Genomic DNA, 20,702 nt, shown 5'->3' with positions numbered 1-20,702 from the left:
GCAGTCTCTCCTTATGGCAAAGCTTCACAGTATGATCCATCGGGCGGCGCCGGCAAGCGCGCCGGAGCCGGCATGCCAGGCCGGGCGGCGGCGCCGGCCCGGTGCTCCGCGCGGCATTTCCACCGACCCCGAATTTAGCGATGCCTTATCATCGTTGCGCGTTTTTCTGGCATTAAGTTGCGTTTTGGCAGCTTTCCGAAGAATAATGAAAAAAATACGATATGCAACGCCGCACCTTTGCCCCGTGCATGCTGCGGCAGTTGAAGAGGCTCTATGACCGATCTGCGCTTTTATTCCACCAAGACCGCGGCCGAGATGCTTGGCGTCTCCCTGCGCACGGTCCAGCTGTGGGTCGAGAACGGCCGGCTGCCCGCGTGGAAGACCGACGGCGGGCATCGCAGGATCCCGGCCGACGCGGTGGACCGCATGGTGGCGGAGCAGCGCCACCAGTCCGCGCCCGCGCGCAGGGCATCGGCGCCGCCCGCCCGGCCATTCCGCGTGCTGTTGGTGGAGGACGACGAACATCTGCTGCAGATCTACCGCATGGCGCTCGAGACCCTCGATCCCCCGGTCGAGATCCTCGAAGCCACCAACGGCTATGACGGCCTGCTGCTGATCGGCAGCAGCAAGCCCGACCTGGTCGTGCTGGACCTGATCATGCCCGGCATCGACGGCTTCCGCCTGTGCCGCACCCTCGACGCGCAGCAGGAATTCGCCGCCACCCGCATCGCGGTGGTCACCTCGCTGGACAAGCACGCGATCGCCGATCGCGGGGGCGTCCCGCCGCATATCCGGGTGTTCTCGAAGCCGATACCGATGTCGGTGCTGCAATCGCTGGTCGTGACCTTGCAGGTCAGCCCGGGCACGCCTGCGTAGCGCCGGCGCGCCGGAGGGAATCAGCGCGGGTATTGTATATCATTTTTTTCATCTAGCCGCCAGCACGCATTTTCATATTTACGCAATTCGTGCTGCCCCGGTACTGCCCCGATACTGCCGCGGCATATCCCTGGAAATACCTCAGGACAGCGAGCGTACCCGTTTCTGCGGGAGCGAAACGTGCGTGCATACCCGTTTCTGCGTCGCCCATCAAGGCCCGGTCCGCCCGGGAAAACGCTCCGCCGCGGCGATTTCCCACCGTTCCGAAGCTTCCGCCAGTGCGGCAGGCAAGCCAAACCCGGTAAAAAGAGCGAATGCCTCCCCGCCCCGGCAGCGGGATGCGTACCCATTTCTGCGCAGGCGTACCCGTTTCTGCGCGATGCGCCGCCACCCGCGGCGCATCGCCCGCCGGCCGCTCAGTAGGTCTTGTAGGGCAGGAACTTGCCCGACATCTCGATGCGCACGCGGTCGCCGTTGGGATCTGGCTCGCGCTGCAGGTCCATGCGGAAATCGATCGCGCTCATGATGCCGTCGCCGAACTCCTCGTGGATCAGGGCCTTGAAGGTGGTGCCGTATACGCTGATCAGCTCGTAGAAGCGGTAGATCAGCGGATCGGTCGGCACCGCCGTGGGCAAGGAGCCCTTGTATGGCACCGCGCGCAGCCAGGGCTCGGCCTCGGGCGGCAGGCCGAAGATTTCCATCACCGCCTGCGCGCCCGGGCCGTCGAAGGCCATCTGGCCGAGGCAGGCGGCGGTCGTCCACTCCTTGCTCTTGCCGACTTTCGCGGCCACGTCGGCCCAGCGGATGCCTTTGGTGACCTTGGCTTCGATGATCAGGTCGGTTACGTCGCTACGGTTCATTTCACAGGCCTCCTGTCGGTTGGAATGAGGTCAGGGCAGCCCGCCCGGCCCGGCGCTGGCGGCCAGGCGCGCACTGTCGTAGCGCGCGATCGCGGCAAACGTGGTGGCGCCCGGCACCAGGGCGGCCTGCAGCGCGAGTACGAGGAGGAGGATGGGCATGGCGTTCTCCCGTGACGAAGCGCACCGCGCAAGGTTCATGCCATTGGGCGGCATGGCGCGCAAGGCGCCGGCGCACTGCCGCAGGGAACGGCGGCGCCCGGCACGCACCCGCGGCCCGACGCCGCGCCCTCAAGCAGTGCAGCGCGACCGTCGGGCAGCCCGCGAATGGCCGCGCTGCACACGCAAAACCTTGCGTGAATTATTTCCGATGTAACGCCACATTACGCCTATCCGGGACTTTGCGCTGGCGCCGCGGGTGGCGGACGCGATACGCGGAAATGTCCGCGCGGCCAATGCCGGCAAGGCCTGGCGAGCCGGCACAGGAAGTGCGCCGGAGCGTTTCGCGCGCCTCGCGCGGTCCCGCGCAAATGTGAACACCCCTTACAAGTGCAAGCACACCGGCGCCATGCCGCTGGCTACAGTGAAGCCGTGTTCAACACCAAGCCAGCCACGGAGCCCCCGAACATGAAACGCGCCATCTCCCTCGTCGTCCTCCTCTGCACCGCGTCCGCGCTGCTGTCCGCCTGCATCGTGGTGCCGCCGCGCGGCGGCCCGCCGCCATACCGCTATCACGACCGCTACTGAGCGCGGCCAGGCATGAACGCAGGCTGCCAGCACAGGCAGCACCGCACCACCGTACCAACCGTCTCGACCGTACCAACCGCATCACTGGGAGCTGAATCATGAAACGCCAACTGCTGCTCGCCCTCACTACCCTCGCCGCCGGCGCCGCGCTTGGCATCATCTCGCCGGCACAGGCCCAGCCCTATCCTCCGGGCTACCACGGCGGGCCCGCCTACGTACGCCCGGCCCCGCCGCCGCCGCGCTACGAGCCGCGCCCGGCCGCCCGTCCCGGCCAGGCCTGGGTGCCCGGCCACTGGGTCGCCGCCGGCAACCGCTACGACTGGCGCGGCGGCTACTGGACCCGTGCCCGGCCGGGCCAGCGCTACGTGCCCGAACGCTGGGTGCAGGGCCCGCGCGGCTGGGTGATGCGGCCCGGCTACTGGGCGCGCTGAAGGTTCGCGGAAGGTCCGCCCGCCTGCGCGTGCGCTGAGGCACGCGCTGCACCGAACGTCCCCGCCCCGGCGGGGACGTTGCATTTGGCGGGCCGCGCGGCGCGGCGGCGCGGCGGCCCCCCCCTGTGTGTGTTAGCCAACAGTCCCCGCCGCGGGCGCGGCATACAGTCACTTCACTACCCGTCACCCGGGCCCGCCCTGCGCGAGCCAGGCCTCGTGCTGCGTGAAGGAGGCGTGCCATGCCAGACGACAACCAGATCGTACCGGTCATCCTGTGCGGCGGCGCTGGCTCGCGCTTGTGGCCCCTGTCGCGCGACGGCTATCCCAAACAGTTCCTGCGCCTGCTCGGGCGCGACTCGCTGCTGCAGGACACGCTGCTGCGCCTGCGCGAGATTCCCGGCGCGCGCGCGCCCATCCTCGTCAGCAACGAAGCGCACCGCTTCGTGGTGGCGGAGCAGGCGCGCGAGGCCGGCTGCGAGCTGTCCGCCATCATGCTCGAGCCGTGCCCGCGCAATACCGCGCCGGCCGCGGCCGTGGCCGCGCTGCAGGCGCGCGGCGGCGGCGCCGACCCGGTGCTGCTGGTGCTGCCCTCCGACCACCTGATCCACGACCGCGCCGCGTTCGCGCGCACCGTGTGCGAGGCCAGCGCGGTGGCCGCCGCGGGCGCTGTGGTCACGCTCGGCGTGGTGCCCACCTTTGCCGCCACCGGCTACGGCTACATCAAGGCCGTGCCCAGCAATGCCGCCACGCTGCTGGCGGTCACGCGCTTCGTCGAGAAGCCTTCGCTGGACGTCGCCACGGCTTACCTGCAGGAAGGCAACTGCTTCTGGAACAGCGGCATCTTCCTGTTCCGCGCCTCGACCTATCTCGCCGCGCTCGAGCAGTTCGCGCCGGACATCCTGCTGGCCGCGCAGGAGGCGATGGTGCGCGGCCAGCGCGACCTCGACTTCTTCAGGCTCGACGCCGAATCGTTCGCCGCCTGCCGCGCCGACTCCATCGACTACGCCGTGATGGAACACCTGCGCGACGCGCAGATGGCGCCGCTGTCCTCCGACTGGAGCGACGTCGGCTCCTGGGACGCGGTATGGCAGGCCGCGGAGAAGACCGCCGACGGCAACGTGGCGATCGGCGACGTGGTCACGCATCGCGCGCAGGGCTGCCTGGTGCATGCCTCGCACCGGCTGGTGACGGTGGCGGGGCTGGACAACGTGATGGTGGTGGAGACGCCGGACGTGGTGCTGGTGGTGCACAAGGACCACTGCCAGGACGTCAAGCAACTGGTCGAGCTGGTGCGCGGCCAGGGCCGCCCCGAGGCTACCCAGCACCGGCAGGTGTACCGCCCGTGGGGATCGTACGACGCGGTGGACCACGGCGCGCGCTACCAGGTCAAGCGCATCTCGGTCAAGCCTGGCGCCAAGCTCTCGCTGCAGATGCATCACCACCGCGCCGAGCACTGGGTGGTGGTGTCGGGCACGGCGCGCGTGCGGCGCGGCGACGTGGAATACCTGCTGACCGAGGACCAGTCCACCTATATCCCGATCGGCGAGACCCACAGCCTCGAAAACCCCGGCCGGATCCCGCTCGAGCTGATCGAGATCCAGTCCGGCTCCTACCTCGGCGAAGACGACATCATCCGGATGGCAGATATCTATGGGCGCACATGAACTCGACCCCCTCGGCCGGCTCGCGGCGCGCGAGCACCAGCCCGGGCAACAGCCCGGGCAACAGCGCGAGCCCGCCACCGGCACGCCGCCACGCGCGCGGCGCGCGCTGATCACCGGCGTCACCGGCCAGGACGGCGCCTACCTGTGCGAACTGCTGCTCGCCAAGGGCTACGAGGTGCACGGCGTCAAGCGCCGCAGTTCGCTGTTCAACACCGAGCGCATCGACCACCTGTACCAGGACCCGCAGGCACCCGGGCGCAGCCTGATCCTGCACCATGGCGACATGACCGACACCGCCAGCCTGGTGCGCGTGGTGCAGCAGTCGCAGCCCGACGAGATCTACAACCTGGCCGCGCAAAGCCACGTGCAGGTGTCGTTCGAGGAGCCGGAGTACACCGCCAACACCGATGCGCTGGGCACGCTGCGCCTGCTCGAGGCGGTGCGCATCCTCGGCATGGAAAAGCAGGCGCGCTTCTACCAGGCGTCCACCTCCGAGCTGTACGGCCTGGTGCAGGAAATCCCGCAGAAGGAAACCACGCCCTTCTATCCGCGCAGCCCCTACGCCGCGGCCAAGCTGTACGCCTACTGGATCACGGTGAACTACCGCGAGGCCTACGGCATGTTCGCCTGCAACGGCATCCTGTTCAACCATGAAAGCCCCGAGCGCGGCGAGACCTTCGTCACGCGCAAGATCACGCGCGCCGTGGCGCGCATCGCACTGGGGCTGCAGGACACGCTGTACCTGGGCAACCTGTCGGCGCTGCGCGACTGGGGCCATGCGCGCGACTACGTGGAAATGCAGTGGCTGATGCTGCAGCAGGCCGCGCCCGAGGACTACGTGATCGCCAGCGGCGAGCAGCACAGCGTGCGCGAATTCGTGCAGTGCGCGGCGGCCGAGCTGGGCATCGCGGTGCGCTTCGAGGGCGAAGGCGAGAACGAGACCGGCGTGGTGGCCGCCATCGACCGCCACGCGGCGCCGGTGACGGCACGCTGCAAGGTGGGCGACGTGATCGTGCGCGTGGACCCGCGCTACTTCCGTCCCACCGAAGTGCAGACCCTGCTGGGCGACGCCGGCAAGGCCCGCGCGCAGCTCGGCTGGGCGCCGCGTACGAGCTTTGCCGAACTGGTGCGCGAGATGGTGCAGGCCGACTTCGCCGCCGCGCGCCGCGACGCCTTCGTCAAGCTGGCCGGCTTCCGCGCCTACGACCATCATGAGTGAGCACGCCGCCCGCCCGCGCGGCCCCGCGCGGCGCCCCCGCGTCTTGGTCGCGGGCCACCGCGGCATGGCCGGCTCGGCCATCGTGCGCGCGCTGCAGGCCCGCGCGCTGGCCGACACCGTCACGCGCGCGCATGCCGAACTCGACCTGACCGACCAGCAGCAGGTGCGCGCCTTCTTCGCCACGGAGGCCATCGACGAGGTCTACCTGGCGGCGGCGCGCGTGGGCGGCATCCATGCCAACCACACCTATCCGGCCGAGTTCATCCAGCAGAACCTGATGATCGCGGCCAACGTCATCCACGAGGCCTGGCGCGCCGGCGTGACGCGCCTGCTGTTCCTCGGCTCGAGCTGCATCTATCCGAAGTTCGCGCCGCAGCCGATCGGCGAGTCCGCGCTGCTGACCGGACCGCTCGAGCCCACCAACGCGCCCTACGCGCTGGCCAAGATCGCCGGCATCGCGCTGTGCGAAAGCTACAACCGCCAGTACGGCACCGACTACCGCTGCGTGATGCCGACCAACCTGTACGGGCCCGGCGACAACTACCACCCCGACAACAGCCACGTGATCCCGGGCCTGCTGCGGCGCTTCCACGAAGCCGGCATGGCGCACGCGGAGCACGTGGCGGTGTGGGGCAGCGGCGCGCCGCTGCGCGAATTCCTCTATGCCGACGATCTCGCCGCGGCCTGCCTGCACGTGATGGCGCTGCCGCAGGACGTGTACCGCCAGACCGCGCCGGCCGGCTTCCTCAACGTGGGCAGCAGCGAGGAGGTGAGCATCCGCGAACTGGCGGGGCTGGTGGCGCAGACCGTGAGCTTTCGCGGCGGCATCGTCTTCGACCGCCGCAAGCCCGACGGCACGCCGCGCAAGCGGCTGGACTGCACGGCGCTCGCCGCCACCGGCTGGCAGCCGGCCGTGACGCTGCGCGACGGCCTGCGGCTGGCCTACCTGGATGCATTGCAGAGCGGGAGGCTGCCACACGGCACCGCCCCCGCACAACGCGTGGAGGCCTGACATGAAGCCGCTGTTCCGCAACCTCGGCAAACCGGCGCGCCCGCGCGCCGGCGCAGCGCCCGCGGCCCAGGGCGGCGCGGCGCCCGCCGGCAGCCTGTGGCCGGGCCAGATCGTCTTTCCCGCCGGCGCGGCGGGCGCGGGCCTGTGGCGGCGCTGCCTGCAGCAGGTGCGCGCCATCGCGCTGAGCCCCGGCGCGCTGGTGATCCTGGCCGGGCAGACGCGGCTGGAGAACTGGACCATGCTGCTGGCCAGCATGGCGATGCAGCGGCGGCGCGCGGCCTTCTTCCACGGCGCGGCCTTCGCCAGCATGCCCGGGCGCCTCGGCGCGTTCGCCGACGCGGTGCTGCTGCGCCACTGCCACGGCGTGTTCGTCGGCACCGACCGCGGCTGCGCGCGCGCCATTGCCGCCGACGTGCCGCCGCGCAAGATCTTTGCGTGCCGCCCGCCCGCGGTGCTGCCCGACGGCTTCGACGCCGCCGCCGAACTGCGCGCGCGCGCCGAGCTGGCGCCGCCGCCGCACGCTCCGCACTACCTGTACGTGGGCCCGCTCGCGCACGGCGCCGCCATGACGCTGCTGCTGCGCGCCTTTGCCGGCGCGCGCGCGCACTGGCCCGCGGCCACGCTGTCCCTGGTCGGCGAGGGCGCCGGCTACGGCGCGCTGCGCGCGGCCGCCAACGCGCTCGGGCTGGGCACCTCGGTGCGCTTTCTCGGCGCGATGCCGCCCGACGACGTCGCGGTCGAATACCGCAAGGCAAGCTGCCTGGTGCTGCCCGACGCGGACCAGCGCTGGCACCCGCTGGTGCGCGAGGCGCTGAGCTACGGCTGCCCGGTGGTGGTGAGCGTCAACAACGACGATGCCGGCGAGCTGGTGCGCGACGGCGTCACCGGCCTCTACTTCAAGCCCGGCGACGCCGGCTCGCTGGCCAGGCGCCTGGCGCAGGTGCCCGCGCGCTTCGGCGACGCCGCCGCCAGCGCCGCGCGCTGCCAGGCCGCCGCGCTGGCGCACTCGCCCACCGCGGCCGGCCGCGCCATCGCCGCCGGCTGCGTGCGGATCATGGCCGCCGGAGCAGCCCGCCCATGAAGATACTGATGTACTGCCTCAACTACGCGCCCGAGCTGACCGGCATCGGCAAGTACACCTGCGAGCAGGCGGAGTGGCTGGCCGCGCGCGGCCACGAAGTGCGCGTGGTCACCGCGCCGCCCTACTACCCCGCCTGGCGCGTGGCCGAAGGCTACCGCGCCTGGCAGTACCGGCGCGAGCGCCGCCGCTGGGTGGAAGTCTTCCGCGCCCCGCTGTGGGTGCCGGGCCGGCCCACCGGCGCCGCGCGCCTGCTGCACCTGGCCAGCTTCGCCGTGTCCAGCCTGCCCAGCCTGATGCTGCAGCTGCGCTGGCGTCCCGACGTGCTGTTCGTGGTGGAGCCGCCGCTGATGTGCGCGCCGGCCGCGCTGCTGTTCGCGCGCTGGAGCGGCTGCAAGACCTGGCTGCACGTGCAGGACTACGAGGTCGATGCCGCCTTCGCGCTCGGGCTGCTGCGCCGGCCCTGGCTGCAGCGCCTGGCGCAGCGCGTGGAGCAGCGGCTGATGTCGCGCTTCGACCGGGTCTCGTCGATCTCGCAGGCGATGGTCGCGCTGGCGCGCGGCAAGGGCACCGAGGCGCATCGCGCCGCGCTGCTGCCCAACTGGGTCAACCTGCGCGAGGTCGGAAGTGGCGGAGGTGGCGCAGGCAATGCCGACGCCACGCTGGCGCGGCGCATGCTCGAGCTGCCGCCCGGCGCCGTGCTGGCCCTCTACGCCGGCAACATGGGCGCCAAGCAGGGGCTCGACGTCATGGCCGAGGCGGCGCGCCTGCTGCAAGGCCACGAGACGCTGCACTTCGTCTTCTGCGGCGACGGCGCCGGGCGCGACGCGCTGGCGGCGGCCTGCGCCGGACTGCCGCGCGTGCGCCTGCTGCCGCTGCAGCCCGCCGACCGCTTCGCCGCGCTGCTGTGCGCCGCCGACATCCACCTGCTGCCGCAGCGCGCCGGCGCCGCCGACCTCGTCATGCCGTCGAAGCTGACCGGCATGCTGGCCAGCGCGCGGCCCGTCGTCGCCACCGCGATGCCGGGCACGGAGCTGGGCCGGGTGGTGGCGCAGTGCGGCGTGCTGGTGCCGCCCGGCGACGCGCAGGCACTCGCCGGCGCCATCGGAACGCTGGCCGCGCAGCCGGCCCTGCGCGCGCATCTCGGCGCCGCCGGGCGCCGCTGGGCGGAGCAGCACCTGGACCGCGACATGGTGCTTGGCGAGCTGGAGAGGATGTTGTTCGCGCTGGCGCGGCCACCATTGCAGGCCGCGGCGGCGACCGCGGGGGCGGGGGGCGAATAGGCGGGGCGACCGGGCTGCCGCTTGTGTCCCCCTCCCTCTCCTGCGGGCGGGAGAAGAGAAGGAGCAAACCCCCGGTAATCGAAAGCCTGTCGCGGAGGAAGTCCGGCGGCAACCGGGCACCGCCGGCACGCACAAGTCCGCTCACCGCTCAGGCGTCCACCGACACGCGCCCTTCCACCGACGCCGCGGCCAGCACGCCCTGGTAGATGCTCTCGTACTGGTCCAGCGCCTTGTCGGTCGAGAAGTTCCTGGCCCAGGCGATGGAGCGCGCGGCCACCTCGGCGCGCCGCTCGGCCGGCCAGGCCAGCATGCCGGCCAGTACCTGCGCGCCGCGCTCCGCCCAGCCGTCCATGTCGCTTTCCACCAGCGGTTCGAGCAGTTGCGCGAGGCCGCCGCTGATCTCGGTCATGGGCGCGCGGTTGGTGGTGAGCACCGGCGCGCCGCAGGCCATCGCCTCGATGATGGGCCAGCCGAAGCCTTCCTCCATGCTCGGGAACAGCAGCACCGCGGCCAGCGAGTAGGCCGCCTGCACGGCCTGCGTCGGCAGGCCGGTGAGAAAGCGCACGCTGCCGCCCAGCGCGATCGCGCGCGCGGCCGCCTCGCGCATTTCCACGCTCGGCTCGCCACCGATCATCCACAAGGCGCGCGGCGCCGCGGGGCATTGCCGGCAGTAGGCGGCGTAGAGCGCCAGCACGCCTTCGCGGTTCTTGTACCACTGGTTGCCGCCGATGTGCAGCAGCATGCCGGGGGCGTCGCCGCCCGTCACGCCCGCGCTCCGCAGGCACGCCAGCGCCTGCGCGGTGCCCTCGCGGCGGAACGGGTAGTTCATGCCGTTGTACACCACCCAGGCCGCCTCGGGCGGGCAGGGATGCAGCCGCCGCAGGTCGCGCATGGTCTTGTTGGAAACCGTGACGAAGGCCTTGCCCTGGGTCAGGCCCCAGCGGATCAGCGACTGGTAGGTGCGCCCGCTGGGCGAAAGCCCGTGCTCCGGAAACTCGCCGGCGAGCGAGCGCAGCGCGATGAAATCATGGCAATGCACCACATGCGGGCGGTTGCGCAGCAGCGGCATCCAGATACCCAGCGCATGGTCGGCCAGCACCAGCAGCACGTCCTTGTCCACCCGGCGCAGGCGCCACAGGGCCACCAGCGGGAACAGGATGTACTGGTCCACATAACCCAGCCACTTGGACAGGCCGTCGCGCGCCGGCAGGCGGCTCATCACGGCGGCCGGCCGCCACAGCTCGGCCTGGTGGCCGCGCGCCTGCATGCCCTCGACGATCATGGCGGCGAAGCGGTCCATGCTGTGGCTGCCGAAGAAGGAGGGGTGACCCAACAGGATGATCTTCATGGCGTTCCGGTATTGTTCTTGGATGAATTGCCGTGGTGCCGGGCGGGTGGCGCGGCCGCCGGTCATCGAGCACGGTCCAGGCGCTCGCATGCCTGCCGCGTTGCCGCCAGCGTGATCCCGGCAAAGACGAAGCTGAGCGCATTGGCGGTCAGTTGCCCCACCACCGCCCACGAGGTCAGCCCGAAGATCGCGATGGCCCACATCAGGATGAGAAAGCAGTCGCCGGTGCGGCGTGCCACGCGCATGGCGCGCCGCATGCCGATGAAGAAGATCAGGAACTTCAGCGCGAGGCCGACATAGCCGACTAGGCCCATCTCGCCGATCACGCGGCCGGTTTCCGTTTCGCTGATGACGAACAGCAGCCCGGTCTGCAGGAAGTAATTGGCGAGATTGCTGCCCAGCCCGAGCCCGCTGCCGAGCAGGGTCTGCTGCTTGGTGGCATCGTCGCCCACGCTGAAGAACATCGAGCCCAGCCGCGCTCCGAGGTCCTCGGAATCCGCCGCCGAGCTGAAGCGCTCCATGGTGGCATCCACCGCCGAGCTCACGGTCAGCACCAAGAACAGGGCCATGAGGAGGGAGGCGATGCCCCACGACAGGGCCGCCCGGCGCCGCGCGCCGTTGCCGTAGCGCAGGTTGGCGAGCATGCCGATACTGAAGATGATCGGCAGCAGCATGATGGCCGCGCGCGAACCGCTCACCAGCGAGCCGACCAGCAGGCAGCCCATCGCCACGAGCGCGCGCAGCTTGCCCGCCAGGCCCGGCTTGCGGGCTCCGAGCACCTCGTTGAGCGCCATCGGCGAGACGATGGCGAGGAACAGCGTGTAGCCCATGGCGAAGGAGAACGTGCCGGTGGTGCGTACCACGTCGCCCGAGACGCGGAACACCAGGTCGGGGTCGCCTTCGATCTGGCGGTTGAGGAAGTGCTCGGGCGGCAGGAAATGCTGCACCAGCGCAAGCGGCGCCATGAAGGCCAGCAGCAGCAGCGAAACCTTGTAAATGGCGACGAGGTCCTGTTCCTCAAGCACTTCGGCGGCGGCGAAGGCGAACCACAGGTAAAGCAGCCAGAAACGCACGCCGATCAGGAACACGCCGAAACTGTTGAGGCCCGCGACGAGCTGCAGCAGGCCCCAGAAGCAGACGATGGCAGACCACAGCAGCAGCAGGCGCACGCTGCGGCGCGCGGTGGTGAAGCCGCAATGCCGCGCAGCGTGGAACAGGCCATAGAGCACCAGCAGGTCGCGCAGCAGGATCAGCGGCATGGTGAGCGAGTCCGACACCCACTTGCGCGCGGCCCCCTCGAACACGGCGATCACGAAGACCAGGATAAAGACCCTGCCGAAGACGGAGACATGCGCCCGCCCGGCGCGCGCGGCGGAGGCCGCAAAGAGAAGAGGTGCGCTCAGCATAGCGTGGCTACCGTGTCGGCTGCGGCCTGGCGGTACCGGGCCCAGGTGTATTTTTGCCCGGCCACCCGGGCCGGCCCGCGTGCGCGCGCCAGCCCGGCGCGGTCGGCGGACAGGGCGAGCATGCGCTGGTACAGGGCTTCGGCGTCGAGTGGCACCACCCAGCCGGCCTGCGGGAATTCATCGATGATTTCCTTCGCGCCGACGCGCTCGGACAGCAGCACCGGCGTGCCGCAGGCCAGCGCCTCGGCCACCACCATGCCGAAGGAATCGAAGCGCGACGGCAGCACGAAGCAGTCGGCGTCGGCAAATACCTGGAACAGCGCCGCCTGCGGCAGCGCACCGACATGGGTCACGCCCGGCATGCCGGCCAGGCGCGTGCCCAGGGCCGCTTCCACCAAGGCACCGGCGAGCACCAGTTCGGTCTGCGGCAAGCGTTCGTGCAGCCGCGCGAACGCGTCGAGCAGCAGGTCCACGCCCTTGCCAACGCGCAGTGCCCCGGCGAACACGAAGCGCACATTGTCCGCCGCGCGGTGGCGCACCACGTTGTCCGGCAGCGTGGCGCCTAGCAGGATCGGCCTGAGCCTGGCGCACGGTACGCCGGCTTCGGCGTAGGTCTGCGCGGCGAAATCCGAACAGGTGATGATGAGATCGGCCAGCGCGATCTCGGCATCCTTCTGCGCATTGATCTGCGCGAGGTAGGCACGGTCCGTGACCGGCACCATGCGCGCGGCAGCTTGGTGGTGCACAGCTGGCGCTTCCAGCACGCACCTGGCGCCAACCCGACGCGCCGCCTCGAATGTGCGCAGCGCGGAATTCTCGTAGGCCACCACTACATCCGGGCGGACCGCTTCCACGCGGGCCGCGGCCCACTGGTCGAACAAGTGGAAGATGCGATGGGCATAGGCCGAGGAAGAGCGGCCCACGTAGCGGTTGAGGCCAAGCTTGAGCACGCCCGCGAAGAACACTGGGTGGCAGCGCAGCGCGCGCGGTATCGACACCTCGCGCAGCCGGGCGCGATAGCCCGGCGGCAGCCACCAGGGCGGGATCTCGCCCGGCGCGCGCACCGGTACACCGGACCAGTACTGCTTGAGCATGCCGCGCTCATAGAGGGCCTGCGCCATCTGGTGCGAATGCTGCAGGCCCGGATGCGTGACGAGGGCTTTCATGCTTCGCCCTCCCGTGGCGCGGCGCCGAGCACCGCGCCGCCGGATGCGGCCACGCGGCCGGCGCCAGGCGGACGGCCAGGCCGGCCCGGCGGCTGCGCGCGCAGCGTGCGCGCCAGCCGGCACCCCGCGAGGAAACCGCCCCAGCCACCCAGCAACTGGCCAGGCAGGCAGCGCGGGCGCTTGAGCAGGCTGTGCACCAGGTAGTAGGCGCCCGGGCAGTTGCGCGAGCCGATCAGCAGCTGGAACAGCACCAGCCGCAGGCGCATGCCCGGCGGCGCGTAGGCCAGCGAGATCGCCGTGATGTTGCAGGCTTCCTCGAAACAGCGCTGACGCGCAAAGCTCTGGCGCCCGTAGTCGGAGCGCGCAGCCGGGTAGTGATCGACGATGGCGGCGGGATCCAGCACCAGTTGCCAGCCCGCGTGCCGCAGCACCTGGCACATCCAGGCCTCGTTGCCGGGCTGCGCGCCTTGGCCGTGCAGGCGCTCGTCGAAACGTGCCGTGCCCAGCGCGGTGCGGCGCAGGATCCAGTTGCAGCCCTTGAGCGTTTCCACCGCGCGCGGCGGACCGCTGACCCGGTGCGTGTTGCCGACGATCCGGCCCCAGCCATCGCGATAGCCTGCCAGCGGCACCTCCGGCAGCGGCAGCGGCAAGCCGTCTTCTTCGCGGTAGACCACGTCGCGCCCGCCCGCGCCGCCCACCGCGGGATCGGCGAAATGCGGCAGCAGGCGCGCCAGCCAGTCGGGGCGCGGCAGGGCGTCGTCGTCCAGGATCGCCAGCAGTTCGCCGGTGACGTGGGGCAGGCCCGCATTCATGGCGGCCACCACGCCGGGCTCGGCCACCATGACCGTCCGCAGGCGGGGATAGCGCCGCGGGGCCTCGTGCGCCAGCCAGGCGGCGGTGTCCGCATCCGCCGCGCCGCGGCAGACCACGATCCACTGCGCTGGCGCCGGCGCCAGCGCGCTGGCCGCGTGCAGGCAGCGCTGCAGCATGTCGAGGCGGCGGTAGGTCGGGATCATCAGCGTGACGCTGGGCGCAGCGCTCATGGCGTGCCTCCTCCGTTGGCGGCAAGGCGTTCGTCGGCCGGCAGCAAGCGTCCGGCGCGCACGGCGCCCGCGATTTCGCAGACGATGGATGCGGCCAGACCCGACGACAGCCCGACCTGAAACCACAGCACACCATCCAGCGTGGCGAGATCGAGCAGGCGCGGCGCGAGGGCGCACCACGCCACCACCACCGGTACCTGCACGAAGGCAAAATGGTTCAGTCCGCGGTTGGCCAGCAGTTGCCAGGCGGTGCCCACCACGCTGGCCAGGCCGGTGCCCAGGCAGGCCACCACCAGCTCGGCGTGCAGTGTGGCGTAGTTGGGTCCCACCAGCCACAGCAGCAGGCCCGGCCACGCCAGCGCCAGCACGACCAGCGCGGCGGCAGGCAGGCAGGCCAGCACCACCCATCCCGCGAAGCGCCGCAGCACGCCCTCGCGCGCCTGCGCGAAGCGCGGGATGACATAGGCCGCCACCACCGCCCCGACCGGCACCAGCAATTGCCCGATGCGCGACAGCGCGCCCAGCGCCGCGGTCTGCCCGACTGCGCCGTGGAATGCGACGATGCCGAACACCAGTTGGCCCTGCAGGCAATAGAAGGCGTCCAGCGGCAATTGCCGGCGCACCACGCTACCGATGAACCGGGCATCGGCGGCGCTGCGTGCGGTGTGCGCCGGCTGGTCCGCACCCTGTATGGGAATCTCGCGCGCGATCCAGCACCGCACCACCGGCACTCGCAAGCCCGCGCACAACGCACTGACGAGCGTGGCGCCCAGCACACCCAGCAGCCCCAGCGCATAAAGCGCCGACGACAGCGCCAGGCGCGCCCCCGACAGCGCGGTATCGAGCGCCTGCAGCGCCGGTGCGCGGTTGGCGAACAGCAGTACCTGGTCCACTACGTGCGACTGCATGTCGAAGTACCAGGAAGCCAGCAACAGGGCCAGCAGTAGCGCGATCAGCACCACCCCGGCATGGTTGCGGTATAGCAGCCAGACGGCGATAGCCAGCACCACGGGCAGCAACCACGCGGAGAGCCTCCTGCGCTGCCCCATGGCCGCGTGCACCAACTCGGCGGCGCGCTCGCGGTCGGGCCAGCTCTTGCCGAGCAGCGCGTTGAGCCCGAGCTGGATGCCGCCCTTGGTGACCACCGAGATGGCGCCCATGATGAGGCCGATCACGGTGTAGATGGCGTAGTCGCCCACGTTCAGCCAGCGCGCCAGCAGCAGGCCGGTGATGGCCCCGATGCCTTGCGACAGCACGGCATACACGAGGAAGTGGAGCAGCTTCACGGCGTGCCCCTAGCCCGCGGGCGCGTGCCGCACGGGCTGCGCCGCGTCCGCGCCGGCCGGCGCGCCGACGTGCGGGCCGATGATGTCGAGCAGCCGCTGCGCCGCCTGGTCGGCGCGGTAGCGCCGCGCGAAGCATTGCCGCGCCGCCGCGCGCATGCGCGCCTGTGCCGCGCCGTCCATGCGCAGCCATTGCTGCAGGCTGCCGGCGGTGCCGCGCGCGGTGTCGGGCGCGGCCAGGCCCGCGCCGTCCTCGACGATCTCGCGCCAGATGTTGACCTTGTCGGAGATCAGCACGGGCACGCCGCAGCCGAGCGCCTCGGCCACCGCCACGCCGAAGTTCTCCTGGTGCGAAGGCAGGCAGAAAACCTCCGCCGCATGGAACGCACCCCATTTGAGGTCGCCGGCGAGCATGCCGGTCCAGGTCACGTGCGCGGCCAGACCGCGCGCGTCGATGCGCTGCGCCAGCGCCGCGCGCAGGGCCGGGTCTGCCGGGCCGGCCATCACCAGGTGCAGCGCCGGATGCGGCGTCGAATACTGCCCGGCCGCGCCGGCGAACGCGTCGACCAGCAGGTCGCAGCCCTTCTTCTCGTGGATGCGGCCGAGAAACAGCACGTTGCGCTTGCCGCGCGCGGCGGGAAAGGCGGCGAAGAACGCCGCGCGCAGCCGCGCGGCGTCCTGCGGCGGCTGCGCTGTGCCATAAGTGGCCACCACTTCATGGCAGCGGTAGGGCCAGAAGGCGCCGCTGGCGCGCAGCCGTTCCTCGCTGCAGGTAAACAGCACGCCGCGCGCGCCGCGCAACACCCAGTAGTCGCCCAGCAGCCAGTACAGGCTCTTCTTGAGATGCTTGAGCGGGTAGTGCTGGCGGAACCACGGGTCCAGCATGCCGTGCGTGAAGACGAAGTACGGCACCCGCTTGCCGCGCAGCGCCAGGCACACGGCCAGCGCGTGGAACTGCCACATTCCTTCCACCACTACCGCGTCGTAGTCCTCGGCGTGCGCGCGCAGCCAGGCCACCATGCGGCGGTTGAAGCCGTACTTCAGCGAGGAAGGCCCCAGCGCGATCACCTCCAGCTCGCTGTCGCGCACGTACGCGGCGCCGGGCGCGTCGCCGCAGCACACGTGCACCTGCACGCCGCGCTCGCGCAGCGGCGCGCGCAGCTGGCGCACGCCTTCGATGGGGCCGCCGCCGCCGGGGTCGATCGAGGAGATGACGTGCAGGATCTTCATGGCGCGCTCACTGCCGCGCGGCGCCGGCCGCCTTGCGCGCGATGAAGTGGAACCAGTAGATGCCGGCCAGGTCCTGGCCGGCGCGCAGCGGTGCCTCGTCCACGTTGCCGAACACCGCTTCGGTGTGCAGGCCGAGCTGCGCCAGCGTGCGGCGCTGCGCCTCGAGCTCGGTGTAGACGATCACGATGCCGAACTTGTGCGCGGCGCACACGCGGATCGCGTAGCCGTCGAACTCGCGGTTCAGGCGCGAATGGCGCAGGTAGTTGAAGGTGGCCAGCGGCAGGTTGCACAGCACCCGCGCGGTGTCGATGCCCACCGCGACGGGATTGGCCGACAGGCGCGGCAGGCGCAGGAACATCGAGAGATTCTCGCGGTAGCTGGGGCCGCGGATGTTGTGGCTGGAGAACAGCACCAGCCCGCCGGGGCGCAGCACGCGCGCGAACTCGCGCAGGATGGCCTGGCGGCCCGCGTAGTCCACCGCGTCGATGCCGTTGAAGCTGAACATCACCAGCGCGAAGTGGTTGTCGGGCAGTTGCGACATGTCGCGCGCGTCCATCTGCTCGACGCGCACGCCCGGATGGTTGCGCCGGCAGATCTCGACCATCTCCGGCATGTAGTCGACCGCGGTGTAGTCGTTGCTGAGCGCGCGCAGCATCGGCACCGTGCGCCCGCCGCCCACGCCCACGTCGAGGATCGGCTGTCCGCGCACCTGCGCGGCTACCCAGGCGATGGCGGCGCCCTCGCCGGGATCGGTCCACTCGCTGGCGGTGCCGAACCACCGCCGCGCGCCCCAGCTGCGCCAGGCATGCTGGTTGATGCGATCCTGCGCCGTGTCTGATGCCATGGGGAACCTCGCCGAGAAAAGCCCGCGAACGGATGCGCCGCGCCGCACCTGCCGGCGGCAGGGAAGCGGCCTGCGTTGCATCGAGGATGCCGAGGCGGGGGAGTGGGTTCTGTTCGTTGGCACACACGCTCGGCGCCGCATGCCGCAATGCAACGCGGGTACCGGCGGCGGCGCATGCGGGCGCGGCGGCGAACGTGGCGGAGGCGGCGCGGCGGAAGTTCAGGGCGGCGGCTCTCCCCTCATCCTGATGGCTGAGATGGCTCTCATCCGTCTGTCGCGCGGCGGACGGATGCGCGGACGCTGCGGCGCGGCGCGAATGCGCCAATCTCCACCCGGGGGACAAGTTTCAAAACTGTGTCAGGCCATTGCCGCGCCGGTGCCGCGCACATTGAAAAACCTGAATCACCGGCCTTTCGGTTACAGCGGTGAAACATAATCGGAAAATTACTGTTTCACCGCTGATACTTAATCTTTTGAAATACGACTCACCCATTCGGGTACCCCGCCATCCGGCTCCCATCAAGGCTTTCCGGATGATGAAAGGGAACCCCTCCAACCCTGTCCGGGCGCCGGCAACGCAACTTGATTTCGTGCAGACCAGACCATAAGATGACCTTAATTCGTTTTAAGACGAATGGCATTTGGGGTGGGTTCAGGGGGTCAGCCTTCCGGCATGCGGTCAGTTCCCGACAATAAGACGAGCGGGACCGGCCTGGCGGTAGTACGGGGATAAATCGGGGCGGCGCAAGTCAGCGAACTTGGGTCGTACAGGTCATTATTCCGCTGCGTTCAACCTGTTTCCTGCCGCAATCAAACGGGGGAATAAGAACATGAACGCACTGCTCATCGAGGGTCACCCTCTGTTGCGTCTGGGCCTGCTGCAGATGCTCGAGCGCATCCACGGCGTGGACCACGTCATCACGGTCGATCCGGCCGACGTTGCCCTGCTCGACGGCAACCACTGCGACCTCCTCGTCTTCGGCATGCCGGCCGATCCCGATACCGGCTGGCAACTCCTCAACAAAGTGCGGTCCGTGCTCAGCGCCGAGCGCCTGCTGCTGCTCGCCGACGTCCTGCCTCTGCAGATCCCCGCGCTGGCCATGGCGCAGGGCATCTGCGGCTGCCTGCCCAAGTCCGCTTCGCTGGCCGTGCTGGAAGCCGGCATCCGGCTGGCGATGGTGGGCGGCCAGCACGTGCGCGGCGCGAACGGCCGCCAGCACGGCGCGGCCGGCGGCTATCCGCTGGGCGGCCGCGTGCCGGTGCTGGCGCCGCTGGCCGAAGGCGCGGCCTGCGGCCCGTCGGGCGGACGCATCCTGGGCACGCCTTCCTCGCGTGATTCGCTGGCCACCGTGGCACGCCAGGAGGCCGTGGCCGGCGACGCCGGCGGCGCCAGCCACGGCGAAACCGCCTACGACGAAGCCGAGATGCTGCAGATCACGCCGCGCCAGTACGAAGTGCTGGTGCTGCTCGCGCGCGGCCATCCGATCAAGACTGTCAGCCGCATGCTCAATATCTCGGTGGCCACGGTAAAGAGCCATGCCTGCACGCTGTACCAGCGGCTCAAGGTGCGCAACAAGGGCGAGGCGGTCTACGCCGCGCTGCAGCGCGGCGCCTCGCTGGAGTGGGTCAGCGGCGACGACGCGGCGCCCCGCACTTCGGTGCGCGCCTCCGCCGAGTACGGCGCCGGCGCCTCGGCGGCGATGCGCTAGGGCCGCGGCCCGCCGCGGGCGGCTTGTGCGGGAAGCGTAGCCGGGCCTGTCCGGAGACGCTTCCCGTTGTGCTTTTCTTCGTCGCCATTCTGTCGTCGCGAGCCGCCAATCCATCGTCGCCAGCGGCCCGCCGGCACCCCTCCGCGCGACCCGCCAGGCCTTGCCTGGCGCCGCTTTGCGCCGGGCCTCCGAGCCCCTGCCAATGTGGGACAGCGCACCGATGGGAGGTGCTGGGCGTCCTAGGATGACAACACGGGAGACTGTCGCAGTCGTTGCGCCGGGCCCGTCACAGCGGGGAGGCTGCCGTGAACGAGACCATCGACCTGGAAGCGCAACGCACGGACGAACGGCAGGACGCACGGCGGCACGGCCGGCGCCGCGCGCACGGCCCCCTGGCCGCACTCGCCATGCTGTGCGCGGCCCTGCTGGTGGGCGCGTGCGCCGGCTCGCCGGGCATGCACTTCGATCCCAAGGCGCCGGTCGCCGCGGTGGGGCCCGACGCCATGCCGGACATTACCCCCATCACGCTGGATCTGGTGCGCAGCCAGCACAACGTGGCCCAGCGCGAGCTGGACAAGATCGACGAACTGTTCGGCACGCCCGAGCCCTACCGCATCGGCCCCGGCGACATCGTCTCGGTGGTGGTGTGGGACCATCCCGAGCTGGTCTTCCCGAACCAGACCTACAGCATCGGCGCGGCCTACGAGATTCCTGCGGTGGGCGGCGGCGCCAACGTGCCCGGCTACGTGGTCAGCGCCCAGGGCGACATCCAGTTCCCCTACGCCGGCGTGATGAAGGTCGCCGGCAAGACCTCCAACGAAGTGCGCGACCAGATCGCGCGCGTGCTCTCGCGCGTGGTGCGCGATCCGCAGATGACGGTGCGCGTGCTGGCCTTCCGCAGCCAGCGCGTCTACGTCGACGGCGAAGTGCGCACGCCCGGCATGCTGCCCATCGACGACGCGCCGATGACGCTGATCGAGGCGCTCAACCGCGCCGGCGGCGTGGTCAACCTGACCGGCGACAACAGCCGCATCCGCCTGACGCGCGGCGAACGCAGCTGGCGCATCAACATCCCGGCACTGCTGGCGCGCGGCGTCGACCCGTCGCGCATCATGCTCAAGAACGGCGACATCGTGCGCGTGGAGCAGCGCGAGGACAGCAAGATCTTCGTCACCGGCGAAGTGGTGCGCCCCACCACGCTGCTCATGCGCAACGGCCGCATGACCCTCAACGAGGCGCTCGGCGACGCCGGCGGCGTCAACCCGGGCTCGGCCAACGCCGAGCAGATCTTCGTGATCCGCAAGGCGGCCGACAGCCAGCCCAAGGTCTACCACCTCGACGGCACCTCGCCGGTGGCGCTGGCCATCGCCGAAGGCTTCGAGCTGGAAGCCAAGGACGTGGTGTACGTGGACGCGCGCGAGCTGGTGCGCTGGAGCCGCGTGATGAACCTGCTGATTCCGTCGACGGGCCCGGTCATCGGCTCGGCGACGGCCATCAAATAGACGC

General features: G+C 70.6%; 19 protein-coding genes. 10 read left to right on the top strand and 9 right to left on the bottom strand.

The genetic code is table 11. The features are described 5' to 3' along the window. Window positions 1-273: 273 nt before the first annotated feature. On the top strand, window positions 274-876 hold the full coding sequence (locus ACKI2N_RS20250; protein WP_420997500.1) for a response regulator: 603 nt from the start codon (window positions 274-276) through the stop codon (window positions 874-876). Between the two features lie 416 nt (window positions 877-1,292). Here the strand turns inward: ACKI2N_RS20250 and cynS are convergent, their stop codons facing one another. Together cynS and ACKI2N_RS20240 are read right to left on the bottom strand one after the other, a co-directional pair. Then, a complete protein-coding gene (gene cynS, locus ACKI2N_RS20245; RefSeq protein WP_420997501.1) occupies window positions 1,293-1,736 on the bottom strand; it encodes a cyanase in 444 nt (147 codons plus the stop codon). Between the two features lie 30 nt (window positions 1,737-1,766). Continuing rightward, window positions 1,767-1,895, bottom strand: coding sequence for a hypothetical protein (locus ACKI2N_RS20240; RefSeq protein WP_420997503.1), 129 nt, complete (start codon window positions 1,893-1,895; stop codon window positions 1,767-1,769). Window positions 1,896-2,578: 683 nt separating this feature from the next. Here ACKI2N_RS20240 and ACKI2N_RS20235 point away from each other — a divergent pair. From ACKI2N_RS20235 to ACKI2N_RS20210, 6 genes are all read left to right on the top strand, one after another. Next, window positions 2,579-2,911: a hypothetical protein gene (locus tag ACKI2N_RS20235; protein WP_420997504.1), complete on the top strand. Its 333-nt coding sequence runs from the start codon at window positions 2,579-2,581 to the stop codon at window positions 2,909-2,911. Window positions 2,912-3,150: 239 nt separating this feature from the next. Continuing rightward, complete coding sequence (locus ACKI2N_RS20230) at window positions 3,151-4,575, top strand: mannose-1-phosphate guanylyltransferase/mannose-6-phosphate isomerase (RefSeq protein ID WP_420997506.1); 1,425 nt, start codon at window positions 3,151-3,153, stop codon at window positions 4,573-4,575. Then, window positions 4,562-5,794, top strand: coding sequence for a GDP-mannose 4,6-dehydratase (gene gmd / locus ACKI2N_RS20225; protein ID WP_420997507.1), 1,233 nt, complete (start codon window positions 4,562-4,564; stop codon window positions 5,792-5,794). Before ACKI2N_RS20230 ends, gmd begins: the two co-directional genes overlap by 14 nt. Next, window positions 5,787-6,806, top strand: a complete 1,020-nt coding sequence (locus tag ACKI2N_RS20220) for a GDP-L-fucose synthase family protein (protein WP_420997508.1) — start codon at window positions 5,787-5,789, stop codon at window positions 6,804-6,806. The genes gmd and ACKI2N_RS20220 overlap by 8 nt, the downstream gene beginning before the upstream one ends. Window position 6,807: 1 nt before the next feature. Continuing rightward, entirely contained in the window at window positions 6,808-7,887 is a 1,080-nt protein-coding gene (locus ACKI2N_RS20215; RefSeq protein WP_420997509.1) for a glycosyltransferase, read from the top strand. Further along, window positions 7,884-9,167, top strand: a complete 1,284-nt coding sequence (locus tag ACKI2N_RS20210) for a glycosyltransferase WbuB (RefSeq protein WP_420997510.1) — start codon at window positions 7,884-7,886, stop codon at window positions 9,165-9,167. The genes ACKI2N_RS20215 and ACKI2N_RS20210 overlap by 4 nt, the downstream gene beginning before the upstream one ends. A 148-nt stretch (window positions 9,168-9,315) precedes the next feature. Here the strand turns inward: ACKI2N_RS20210 and ACKI2N_RS20205 are convergent, their stop codons facing one another. From ACKI2N_RS20205 to ACKI2N_RS20175, 7 genes are all read right to left on the bottom strand, one after another. Further along, window positions 9,316-10,515 (bottom strand): glycosyltransferase, encoded by a 1,200-nt coding sequence (locus ACKI2N_RS20205; RefSeq protein WP_420997511.1) that lies wholly within the window; start codon window positions 10,513-10,515, stop codon window positions 9,316-9,318. A gap of 62 nt (window positions 10,516-10,577) precedes the next feature. After that, a complete protein-coding gene (locus tag ACKI2N_RS20200; protein ID WP_420997512.1) occupies window positions 10,578-11,921 on the bottom strand; it encodes a hypothetical protein in 1,344 nt (447 codons plus the stop codon). Next, complete coding sequence (locus ACKI2N_RS20195; RefSeq protein WP_420997513.1) at window positions 11,915-13,087, bottom strand: glycosyltransferase family 4 protein; 1,173 nt, start codon at window positions 13,085-13,087, stop codon at window positions 11,915-11,917. The genes ACKI2N_RS20200 and ACKI2N_RS20195 overlap by 7 nt, the downstream gene beginning before the upstream one ends. After that, complete coding sequence (locus ACKI2N_RS20190) at window positions 13,084-14,130, bottom strand: glycosyltransferase family 2 protein (RefSeq protein WP_420997514.1); 1,047 nt, start codon at window positions 14,128-14,130, stop codon at window positions 13,084-13,086. The genes ACKI2N_RS20195 and ACKI2N_RS20190 overlap by 4 nt, the downstream gene beginning before the upstream one ends. Next, complete coding sequence (locus ACKI2N_RS20185; protein WP_420997515.1) at window positions 14,127-15,416, bottom strand: hypothetical protein; 1,290 nt, start codon at window positions 15,414-15,416, stop codon at window positions 14,127-14,129. Before ACKI2N_RS20185 ends, ACKI2N_RS20190 begins: the two co-directional genes overlap by 4 nt. Window positions 15,417-15,425: 9 nt before the next feature. Next, the gene (locus tag ACKI2N_RS20180) at window positions 15,426-16,643 is read right to left on the bottom strand and encodes a glycosyltransferase (protein WP_420997516.1); all 1,218 of its coding nucleotides are present in this window, start codon (window positions 16,641-16,643) and stop codon (window positions 15,426-15,428) included. A gap of 7 nt (window positions 16,644-16,650) precedes the next feature. Next, a complete protein-coding gene (locus ACKI2N_RS20175) occupies window positions 16,651-17,487 on the bottom strand; it encodes a class I SAM-dependent methyltransferase (RefSeq protein ID WP_420997517.1) in 837 nt (278 codons plus the stop codon). On the opposite strand from ACKI2N_RS20175, the gene ACKI2N_RS20170 reads away from it, so the two are divergent. The 3 genes from ACKI2N_RS20170 to ACKI2N_RS20160 all read left to right on the top strand — a co-directional run bounded on the left by ACKI2N_RS20170 (window position 17,486) and on the right by ACKI2N_RS20160 (window position 20,698). Then, window positions 17,486-17,923: a hypothetical protein gene (locus ACKI2N_RS20170; protein ID WP_420997518.1), complete on the top strand. Its 438-nt coding sequence runs from the start codon at window positions 17,486-17,488 to the stop codon at window positions 17,921-17,923. The two genes, ACKI2N_RS20175 and ACKI2N_RS20170, sit on opposite strands and share 2 nt — an antisense overlap. A 394-nt stretch (window positions 17,924-18,317) precedes the next feature. Continuing rightward, entirely contained in the window at window positions 18,318-19,196 is an 879-nt protein-coding gene (locus ACKI2N_RS20165) for a response regulator transcription factor (protein WP_420997519.1), read from the top strand. Window positions 19,197-19,603: 407 nt separating this feature from the next. Next, the gene (locus ACKI2N_RS20160; protein WP_420997541.1) at window positions 19,604-20,698 is read left to right on the top strand and encodes a polysaccharide biosynthesis/export family protein; all 1,095 of its coding nucleotides are present in this window, start codon (window positions 19,604-19,606) and stop codon (window positions 20,696-20,698) included. The last annotated feature ends 4 nt before the right edge of the window (window positions 20,699-20,702 follow it).

The sequence above is a fragment of the Cupriavidus sp. 30B13 genome (assembly GCF_049059565.2).
GTDB lineage: Bacteria > Pseudomonadota > Gammaproteobacteria > Burkholderiales > Burkholderiaceae > Cupriavidus.
The sequence above is the reverse complement of the archived record's forward strand: the minus strand, read 5'-3'. Positions and strand labels throughout refer to the sequence as shown.